Genomic DNA, 583 nt, shown 5'->3' with positions numbered 1-583 from the left:
GGCGGGTAGCGATTTATCAGTAACACCACTTCTTTGTCGACCTCTCCTGCAGATTTGTTTTTCAGCGACGCTGCGACATCGTATTGCTCGTTGCCGATTGCTAAGCTTCGCATCACCAAACCATCTTTTCTTAGATTAAAAATGAGCTCACTCAGCGTTTGTCTCTGATACTCGGTTAAAAAGGAGAATTGCGCTTTCTTTTCTTCGAATACCGCCTCGCCGTATAGCGTCTGCTGATAGTAGGAAAACTCATCTAAACAGAAAGAACGGCCGAGATTGTCTGTCTCGCCAATCTGCACATCACACGGATACCAGTTCCCATCATGCTGAACCTGTTCACTCAGTTTCTGGTACGGCGTAGAAGACAAGACTTCTTGCCACCAGCGTTGCGAAGCCAATGAAGAAAAGGATGCTGAGACACAGCAAAAAAATAGCAAAGTTCGAGAAGCAAATCGCATGGTGTGTTTGAAGTTAAAAACGTAAAACAACGACCTTAACGCTAGGCTTAGATTTATCAAAGAGAATATTTTAGAGGCGAGTACGAAAATGTTATCTAGCAGACATTAAGAAGGCGCACTCTTGC

At 44.1% G+C, this 583-nt stretch carries 1 protein-coding gene; it reads right to left on the bottom strand.

Annotation, left to right across the window (positions count from 1 at the left end; translation table 11 throughout):
• The coding region (locus R7E78_RS28685) for a hypothetical protein (protein ID WP_318058955.1) at positions 1–398 on the bottom strand (398 nt) is incomplete at its 3' end.
• Positions 399–583 lie beyond the last annotated feature (185 nt).

The sequence above is a fragment of the Vibrio sp. YT-19(2023) genome, from assembly GCF_033337395.1.
This window is presented reverse-complemented; position numbering and strand designations above follow the sequence as displayed.